Source organism: Halomonas marinisediminis (assembly GCF_004347715.1).
Taxonomy (GTDB): domain Bacteria; phylum Pseudomonadota; class Gammaproteobacteria; order Pseudomonadales; family Halomonadaceae; genus Halomonas; species Halomonas icarae.
Window position 1 is genome coordinate 19,452 of the sequence record NZ_SLTR01000029.1, and the last position, 8,068, is coordinate 27,519.

At 67.8% G+C, this 8,068-nt stretch carries 9 protein-coding genes; 2 read left to right on the forward strand and 7 right to left on the reverse strand.

The genetic code is table 11. The features are described from left to right. Positions 1-125: 125 nt before the first annotated feature. The 4 genes from E0702_RS15400 to E0702_RS15415 are packed head-to-tail and all read right to left on the reverse strand — an operon-like array spanning position 126 to position 3,723. Positions 126-1,289, reverse strand: a complete 1,164-nt coding sequence (locus E0702_RS15400) for a hypothetical protein (RefSeq protein ID WP_132045423.1) — start codon at positions 1,287-1,289, stop codon at positions 126-128. Beyond that, positions 1,286-2,143 carry a hypothetical protein gene (locus E0702_RS15405; protein ID WP_132045425.1) on the reverse strand — a complete coding sequence of 286 codons (858 nt, stop codon included), beginning with the start codon at positions 2,141-2,143 and terminating at the stop codon, positions 1,286-1,288. The genes E0702_RS15400 and E0702_RS15405 overlap by 4 nt, the downstream gene beginning before the upstream one ends. Next, complete coding sequence (locus tag E0702_RS15410; RefSeq protein ID WP_132045427.1) at positions 2,140-2,838, reverse strand: hypothetical protein; 699 nt, start codon at positions 2,836-2,838, stop codon at positions 2,140-2,142. Before E0702_RS15410 ends, E0702_RS15405 begins: the two co-directional genes overlap by 4 nt. A 45-nt stretch (positions 2,839-2,883) precedes the next feature. Further along, positions 2,884-3,723, reverse strand: coding sequence for a hypothetical protein (locus tag E0702_RS15415; RefSeq protein ID WP_132045429.1), 840 nt, complete (start codon positions 3,721-3,723; stop codon positions 2,884-2,886). A 143-nt stretch (positions 3,724-3,866) separates the two neighbouring features. On the opposite strand from E0702_RS15415, the gene E0702_RS15420 reads away from it, so the two are divergent. Together E0702_RS15420 and E0702_RS15425 are read left to right on the forward strand one after the other, a co-directional pair. After that, entirely contained in the window at positions 3,867-5,300 is a 1,434-nt protein-coding gene (locus E0702_RS15420) for an MBL fold metallo-hydrolase RNA specificity domain-containing protein (RefSeq protein ID WP_132045431.1), read from the forward strand. Between the two features lie 124 nt (positions 5,301-5,424). Next, positions 5,425-5,835, forward strand: a complete 411-nt coding sequence (locus tag E0702_RS15425) for an SRPBCC family protein (RefSeq protein WP_132045433.1) — start codon at positions 5,425-5,427, stop codon at positions 5,833-5,835. A gap of 27 nt (positions 5,836-5,862) precedes the next feature. Here the strand turns inward: E0702_RS15425 and E0702_RS15430 are convergent, their stop codons facing one another. From E0702_RS15430 to coaE, 3 genes are all read right to left on the reverse strand, one after another. After that, entirely contained in the window at positions 5,863-6,756 is an 894-nt protein-coding gene (locus E0702_RS15430) for a DNA replication terminus site-binding protein (protein ID WP_132045435.1), read from the reverse strand. After that, positions 6,753-6,983, reverse strand: coding sequence for a DNA gyrase inhibitor YacG (gene yacG / locus E0702_RS15435; protein ID WP_132045437.1), 231 nt, complete (start codon positions 6,981-6,983; stop codon positions 6,753-6,755). Before yacG ends, E0702_RS15430 begins: the two co-directional genes overlap by 4 nt. A 320-nt stretch (positions 6,984-7,303) precedes the next feature. Beyond that, positions 7,304-7,903 carry a dephospho-CoA kinase gene (coaE, locus tag E0702_RS15440; RefSeq protein WP_132045449.1) on the reverse strand — a complete coding sequence of 200 codons (600 nt, stop codon included), beginning with the start codon at positions 7,901-7,903 and terminating at the stop codon, positions 7,304-7,306. Positions 7,904-8,068 lie beyond the last annotated feature (165 nt).

An 8,068-nucleotide genomic window follows, 5' to 3' on the forward strand; every position in this document is an offset into this window, starting at 1 on the left:
GCCAGGGCGCCATAGCCGCTTCTGATAACGATTCCCCGGCAAGACCCAGCAGGCCGCCGATCCCAGGATTGGCGGCCTGCTGTTGTTTTAGTCTTAGGCGCTTGGTGCTTGGCGCTCTGCCAGGGCTAGCCGCCCTTTTCCGTTTCGTTGCCCCTATCGTCCTCTTCTCTCTCCTCGCTCTTGTTACCCATGCTGCCCTTGCGTGCGCGCCCCAGGCGTCGGCAGAGCCCGGGGTAGCAGCCATCCAGCAGCCGCAGGGCGAACACGAACAGGCCGGTGATCGCCAGGGGCAGCACGACCTGCATACTGGGTTCGTTGATCAGTACGTCCCAGGGGCGCGGCGCCAGGCTGTCTCGGCTGCGGTCGCCATAGCGAAGGATGGAGAGGGCCTGGCCATTGGCGTGGCAGGAGAGCTCGATGCCGCCGAGCTCCGTCTCGCCCCCCGCGACGGAGAACAGGCAGGTGACCAGCGCCGACTCATCCTCCGGCTTCGGAGAGTCGAGAACACTCAGCGTATCGCCGAGATGCAGCGGCGCCTCCATCAGCGTATAGGCACGCTCCGAGAACAGCCGGCGGCCCATGGCGATCACTTCGCCGCCGCGTAGCAGCGGCGGCGACTGGGCCAGGGTGCTAAAGTAGGGATCCCCCCCGATCCGGCCACGCCCCCGCAGGGTGCCATTGAGGGGCTGCTCGCCGATGGTCGCTTCCAGGGTAATCCGTTGCAGCGTCTGCATGCCCTGGGCGTGGGAGTGAGCACACTGGGTGTCAGCGGTTCCGTGAGCAGGGGTGATCAGCGGTCGCAGTATCACGGCGGGCGTCGCCTGGCGCCGCTCGATCGGTAGTCCCTCGACGCTGACCATCAGCGCGCCGCTACCCTGGCGATGCAGGGTCACCTCGGCGTGGGGGCCGATCTCCAGGCAGCCGCGAAAGGGCTGTGATGGCGTGGCCTGCGTTTTTTGCAGCTCCGTCTGAGAGTCGTGGAGGATAATGGGAGCCGTTGGGTCGGGCAGGGTCTCGGCGCGCTCTCGTATCAGGGCATTCGCGATAAACCAGCTGGCCGCGGCGTTCTCCTGGATGGTCAACCGCAGGGTTTCGCTGTTGGCGTTGATATAGAAGGCGTAGGGGCGCTCGAGTGACCAGGTGAGCAGCTGCAGGATCAGCGGCAGGGCGGCCAGGGTGGCGGCCAGGGCCAGCAGGATCTGGCCGATGGGGCGGTCGGCCAGCTGACCGCTCAGCAGGGCATTCGGCAGGCCGTGCCCACCGCGCCGAGGGGTGGGGGGACTGCTCATAGCTGGAGTTCCAGTGGTACCGCCGCCGCCACGCTGCCGCCGCGGCGCAGGATGACCGAGGGTAGCCTGCCCGGGTCGTCGAGAAGCAGTCGGCCATACTTGTGCAGGCTACTTAAACGAAGCTCACAGGCGGTGTCGTAGGCGATGCGCGACGCGGCCTCGATGGGGGCGCAGCGGAGGCCCTGCTGCTGCTGGTTGCCGAGGTTGTTCTCCAGCCATACCGCCAGCAGCGCCTCCAGCCGGCCGGCATTGACCAGCACGCTTAGCGTTTCGGGCGGTGCCGCATAGGGCTGCCATCCGGTCACCACCACGGCATCGCGTGGCGTGGCGGGGTTGCAGTCGACCTTGAGCTCGGCGAGCACCGCCAGGCGGTGGGGCGGGGGCGTGTCGGCGTAATGGGTGTAGTACTCGGGCTTGGTCGTGGTGAAGTCGGCACGCAGCACGGTATCGGCCTCGAGCGGCGAACTCAGCGCCGGGCCGCTCCCCAGCGGCACCTCCAGCAGGCTGACGTATTGGCCATCCCGGGAGTTGAGCGAGAGGCAGAGGCGCTTCTCGCGTGTCTCCAGCTGAGCGGGCAGCCAGAGATAGAGGTGCTGGTGCTCGGCCTGGCCGTCGGGGTGGCCGCTGGGCTCTACCATCACTCCCTTGAGCGTGGTGCCGGAGACATCGACCGCAGGTTCATACCCCTCGTTCAGGATCGTGGCCGTCAGTGCCAGGCTCTCTTGCGAGTCGCTCGGCTGGGCACGCACGGGGGAAGAGTGGATAAGGCCGCCGAGCATCGCCCCGCCTAGCGTCGCTCCAGCCAGCATCACTCCGCCACAGATCAGGATGCGTCCAACGCTCGAGCGGTTCATGACAGGCGAATCCTGAAGGGCAGGGCGGCGCGGTTGCCGCCGGCATAGTCGTCACCGGCGGTGCGTGAGGTAATGGCGCAGTTGAGCGAGCCCATCAGGTCGACGCCGCCAAGCTCGGTCAGCGTCAGATGGCAATGGTAGTGGCCGCTTTTCAATTGCAGGCGCCAGCCGCCGCGCGTCAGCTGGCCGGTGAAGCGGCCCCCGCTGTTGGCGCTGTTGAACTTGCCGCTTACCTGATCCGTGTCGGTATCGATGCTCAGATCCGTCAGCATCAGTTCGCGCCAGATGTTGTAGGTGTAGGCCTGGGGCTGGCTGGGATCCATGGGCTCGATCAGCTCCACGGCCAGGAAGTCGCGCTCCTTGAGCAGCTGGCGAAGGCCGGCGGTATGCAGCCGTTCGTCGTCACCGCTGAAGGCGGCCTCCAGCGCCATGCTGCGCAGCACGGGGTCGTCATCCTTCATCACCTCCTCGAAGACGGCGAGTCGTACCGAGGCGCTCTCGTCGGCCAGCAGGTTGCGCACCTGGTCGAGCAGGGCGGCGCGCTCCTGGGCGGCCTCGAAGCGATTCTGGTCGAAGGCCAGGGCGGGGGATACGCCGCCCGTCAGGGCCAGGACCAGGGGCAAGGCCAGTGCCAAGGCCTGGGGAGCGAGAGAGCTCAGGCGCTGCAACCGCGTGGCAAGGGGCTTGGTGGGCATAGGGAGTCTCCTTGTGGGGATGATCGATACAACGGCATGGCTCGGCTAGGGGGGCGCGGTATGGGCGACCCGCACATAGCCCTCGGCGGTCTGCCACCAGGGGCGCCCCTTCACCTTGCCCAGCAGTTCGATGCTCTGGCCGATCTCCAGGCGGCGGATCGCCCTGGCAAACGGGGTGGGCGACTCACGGACCGTGGTCCGGGTCGTTACCACCACGCGCCCTTGGCGAGGCTCCAGGGGGAGGTCGCCGGCGGGGATCGGCCCGATATCATCGGCGAAGAACGCCTCGAGACGGCGATTCAAGGCGTCCTGGCGATAGACACGAATGGTGTCCTGAAGGGTTTCCAGCACCATGCCCACCGGGCGACCCTCGAGCAGCAGGCGGGAGCCGCTGATGCCCTGGAAGGCCTCGCTGTTGTGTGTGATCAGGACGACCTCCACATGGCGCGGCTCGAGGGCGGTGAAGCGCACCGCATGGGACTCGACACCGCCGGTGGGGCGCACGCGCAGCAGCGTGCCCTGGCGGCCCAGGCGCACCGCTTCCTCGAGGAGCTCGTCAAGCGGCTCGCTGCGCGGCCAGGTGGCGCCGCAGGTCATGCGCCCCCTGGCGTCGACGCGAAGCAGGGCGATATCGTCACCGTAGTCGCCGAGATGCTGCGCCGGCGCCCGGACACGCTCGGCGTTGGTGACGGTGAGCCCCACCCCTCCCAACCCCACCACATGCTGCGGCGTGATGGCGAAGCACTCCCCGCTGCGCGAGCGCAGCGTGCCCTGGCCCTGGGTCGCGCCGTTGACCAGCACCGCCTCCGCGGCCTGCACGCTGCCGGCGGCCAGCAGCAGGCTGGCAAGCGCTGTCGTCAGAATTCCATACCGGTTAGGGCGCATCGCGACTCTCCGCGTTGACATTCCTTTACATGGCGTATTCACACAGCGTAGACAGCTTGCGCCGGACCTGCCGCCTGGGACCAGCCGGAATGAGGCGGCACGCCTACACTGTCGTTAACGTAACCGGCAGGGAGGCCCACCCCATGCGCGAATGTCTCGATACCTTCCCCTTCATCTCCCACCATGGCGGCGCCAGCGGGGTGACCGGCAGCTGCCATCGTCTGCAGATCGGTGACGACCGCGCGCTGCTGGTCGACTGCGGTTTGTTCCAGGGCCAGGATGCCGACCATGTCGACAGCTTCGAGCAGCTCAAGGTGACGTTTCCCGTCGAGGATCTGCTGGCGCTGGTGGTGACCCATGTGCATATCGACCATATCGGCCGGCTGCCCTATCTGCTGGCGGCGGGCTACGCGGGGCCGATCCTCTGTTCCGTGCCCACGGCACGGCTGCTGCCGCTGGTGATCGAGGATGCGCTGAAGATCGGCTTCACCCGCGATCGCGCCCTGATCGAGCGCTTCCTGGGCGAGGTGGAGGGGCGGCTGGTGCCGTTGGCCTACCGCGAGTGGCACACCCTGGTGGACGATGCCCGCCACCGGGTACGGGTCAAGCTGCAGCAGGCGGGGCATATCCTCGGCTCCAGCTATGTGGAGGTGGATGTTCTCGACCGTGAAAGCGGGGCGGTTGAGCGCGTCATCTTCTCCGGCGATCTGGGTGCACCCTATGCGCCGCTGCTGCCGGCGCCGCGGTCGCCCTGGGGCTGCGATGCCCTGGTGCTGGAGAGCACCTACGGCGACCGACGCCACGAGGATCGCCGCCAGCGCCGCGGCAGACTCAAGGCGGCCATCGACCGGGCGCTGACCAACGCCGGCACGGTGGTGATCCCGGCCTTCAGCATCGGCCGCACCCAGGAGCTGCTCTACGAGATGGAGACCCTGATCCACCGGGCCGGCAGCCGGCGCTGGCGCGAGCTGGAGATCATCGTCGATTCTCCGTTGGCCGCGCGTTTTACCGAGGTCTACCGCGAGCTCAGGCCCTGGTGGGACGCCGAGGCCCACGCCCGGCTGCGCGCCGGGCGCCATCCGCTCAGCTTCGAGAACCTTTATACCGTTAGCTCACATGAGGAGCACGAGCGTACCGTAGCCTATCTGGCCGAGAGCCATCGGCCGGCGGTGGTGATCGCGGCCAGCGGCATGGTCAGTGGTGGGCGGGTGGTCAACTACCTCAAGCGCATGCTGGGGGACCCACGCCACTGCGTGCTGTTTACCGGCTACCAGGGCGCCGGCACCCCGGGGCGCGATATCCAGCGCTATGGGCCCCGGGGTGGCTGGGTGGCGCTCGATGGCGAACGCATCGATATCCGCGCCCGGGTGGAGACGGTCTCCGGCTACTCGGCCCATGCCGATGCGCATGATCTGCTGAACTTCGTGCGGCGCATGCGTCGCCCGCCGCGCCATATCCGGCTGGTGCATGGCGAGCGCCACGCCCAGCAGGCGCTGCGCGATTCGCTGCTGGCCTGGGCGGCCCAGGCGGGCCATCAGCTGGAGGTGACATTGGGCGTGGATTTCCAAAACCCCTGAGGGAGCTGCGATACTCGAGGCTTTCGTTGATCCGTTGATCCGTTGATCCGTTGATCCGTTGATCCGTTGATCCGTTGATCCGTTGATTCGTTGATTCGTTGAACCGTGTAGCAGGGAGCATGCCATGGCCACCATCGAGCACCGTGCGATTCTCGCGGCGGCGCCGGAGCGAGTCTTCGCGCTGCTGGAGCGCGTCGAGGACTTCGCCGACTACTCCGATCTGATCCACAGCATCGAACCGCTGGGCGATGACCGCTTCCGCTGGCATGTGCATGCGGTGGGGCGCGACTGGCACTTCGATGTGGCGATCACCGAGCGCCGCGCGCCGGAGGCGCTGGCCTGGGAGTCGCTGGATGGGGTGGAGAACCGGGGGCGTTACCGCCTGCGCCCGGTGGAGGGGGGCACCGAGGTCAGCCTGACCCTGACCTATACGCTGCGCAGCAAGCTATTGGAGAGGGCGGTCAACAAGGCCGCCACGCCGCTGGTCAACCGCGTGAGCCGACAGATACTCGAGCGGGTCGAGCAGCGGCTGTGAGCCTCTACCGCGCTTGGAGGTTGGGCCTTATCGATAACGATAGACCCGCAGGCTGGGCAGGAAGGGCTCATCCTCGAGCTTCTCGTCGCGCCGGCGGGCGCGGGTGCGGGTCTCGGGGGGCCGCAGCGGCGGCAGGTTATGGTCGGGTAGCCGGCCATCCGGCGAGGGCACGAACAGCGGCAGGGCGACGTTCATGGCACGCCGGCTGCGGCCATCCTCCAGCGGCTCGCGATAGAAGAGGTTGGCGCGCATCAGCGGGGCCTGGCGCTGCACCTGGGCGAGGGGCTCGCCGCTGGGAATGCCGGCCAGCCGGCGCAGCTGGATGCGGATATGCGGCGCCTCGCTGTCGAAGGTGAGCAGCTTCTGCTCGGCCTCCTGCACCGTCAGCTTCTTGATCGAACGCCCGCTCGAGTACCAGGCCAGGCGCACCCGGGCCAGCGGCGCCTCGCTTGCCGGAATGGCCCGCCAGCACTGCTTGAGGTGGACCCGGGCCAGCCCCTCGCCGCGCAGGTGGTCGTGCAGGGCCGGGTGGCGGAAGGGCAGCACCGCCTTGGCCTCGGGAATCAATGACGGCGCCTGGTCGCGAATTTTGGCGGTCAGGGCGGCGAACGCCGCCTTGGCGGCATTGGCCGCCGCCACGGCCTCCATCACACCCTCGCTGGCCGCCACCAGGCCGATATAGGCGCGGGTGGCACGACCGTCCTGGCCATCCTGATACCAGACATCCTGCAGCGCCTCGCGTAGCCAGGCCGCGGCCCTTTCGCCATCGACCGGCTCAGGCTCGCCGAAGATCCAGCAGGCGCCGGGGGCGCGGGCATAAGCCTCGGCCACCGCGGCGGTGGTCTCGACCAGGGCGTCGAAGGCCGCCTCCAGCTCGGCAAGCAGGCGGTACTCGGGGCGCTGGGAGGAGGGTGTGGTCATGGTTCGTCCTGGAAGCCGCGCTCGGCGCGCAGGATCATCTCGTCGATCTCGGTCTCGTCCATGGCCGGCTCACCGGCGATGCGGTGGCTGCCATCGGCCCAGGCGCCGAGATCGATCAGCCGGCAGCGCTCGCTGCAGAAGGGGCGGTAGGGGTTCTCCTCGCGCCACTCGACCTTCTTGCGGCACTGGGGGCAGGCGACTTCCAGGGGGCGTTGTGATTGGCTCATGGGGGCTCCGTAGGGCGAGTAACTTTGGTTCATCGCAAACTGGCGTGAATCCGTTCGGCAGTGAGTATGGGGAGGCCCGGGTTCATCGAAGGCCGGGATTCATCGTGGGAGGCTGGAGTATATTGTGGGAGGCCGGCTCTGCCGGGCGAATGGAGGCCAACGGCCTCCCCGGATGGGCCAGAAGAATGCAACAAGACTAACGGGCGCCTGTCGGCGCCATCGCCCGGGAAACCCGGCCTCCCACGATTCCCCCTGCCTACAGGTTTCACGTCAGTCTTCGATGAATCATGACTTTGGGCTCCTTTTGGGCTCCTAGAGGACTAGGCCACCAGCTCGCGATAATAGCGGTCGAGTTCACTGACCCGACGGCGCATCGCGGCTTCGCTGCCGCCATTATCCAGCACGTCGTCGGCGCGGGCCAGGCGTTCGCGGCGGGGCATCTGGGCGGCGACGATGGCGCGGGCCTGGTCGGCATCCACGTCATCTCGGGCGGCGGTGCGCTCGATCTGCAGCGCTTCGGGCACGTCGATCACCAGCGTGCGGTCGACCATCTCGCTCTGACCGGATTCGAACAGCAGCGGCGAGACGAGCAGGCCATAGGGGGCGCCGGAGGCGTGAATGCGCGCCAGATGCTCGACCAGTCGCTCCCGGATGCGGGGATGGGTGGCCGACTCCAGCCAGCGGCGCTCGCGCTCGTCGGCGAAGACGATCTCGCGCAGGGCGCGGCGGTTCAGGGTGCCGTCGCCGTTGAGCACCCCGGCGCCAAAGCGTTCGGCGATCTCGGCCAGGGCCGGCTCGCCGGGCTCGACCACCTCCCGGGCGATATCGTCGGCGTCGACCCAGGGTGCCCCCAGCGCCGCGAAGGCGCGGGCCACGGTGGACTTGCCCGAGGCGATCCCGCCGGTCAGGCCGATGATCAACGCCATGCGGTGTCTCCTGTCTCGAAACAGCGATCAGTATGTGGTTTGGCCAGGGAGTCTACCATTCTTGATCCGGGAACTGGCGGCCCGCGTCCTACTGCTCCCCATTCCCGGATAGCAGCCATTACATAGCAAGGCCTTGAACGAAAAAGGCGCAGCCTGTTG

Bases quoted from the DNA above. Each gene is read 5' to 3' on its own strand.
- E0702_RS15400 (WP_132045423.1), bottom strand. From the start codon at position 1,289: ATGAGCAGTCCCCCCACCCCTCGGCGCGGTGGGCACGGCCTGCCGAAT.
- E0702_RS15405 (WP_132045425.1), bottom strand. From the start codon at position 2,143: ATGAACCGCTCGAGCGTTGGACGCATCCTGATCTGTGGCGGAGTGATG.
- E0702_RS15410 (WP_132045427.1), bottom strand. From the start codon at position 2,838: ATGCCCACCAAGCCCCTTGCCACGCGGTTGCAGCGCCTGAGCTCTCTC.
- E0702_RS15415 (WP_132045429.1), bottom strand. From the start codon at position 3,723: ATGCGCCCTAACCGGTATGGAATTCTGACGACAGCGCTTGCCAGCCTG.
- E0702_RS15420 (WP_132045431.1), top strand. From the start codon at position 3,867: ATGCGCGAATGTCTCGATACCTTCCCCTTCATCTCCCACCATGGCGGC.
- E0702_RS15425 (WP_132045433.1), top strand. From the start codon at position 5,425: ATGGCCACCATCGAGCACCGTGCGATTCTCGCGGCGGCGCCGGAGCGA.
- E0702_RS15430 (WP_132045435.1), bottom strand. From the start codon at position 6,756: ATGACCACACCCTCCTCCCAGCGCCCCGAGTACCGCCTGCTTGCCGAG.
- yacG (WP_132045437.1), bottom strand. From the start codon at position 6,983: ATGAGCCAATCACAACGCCCCCTGGAAGTCGCCTGCCCCCAGTGCCGC.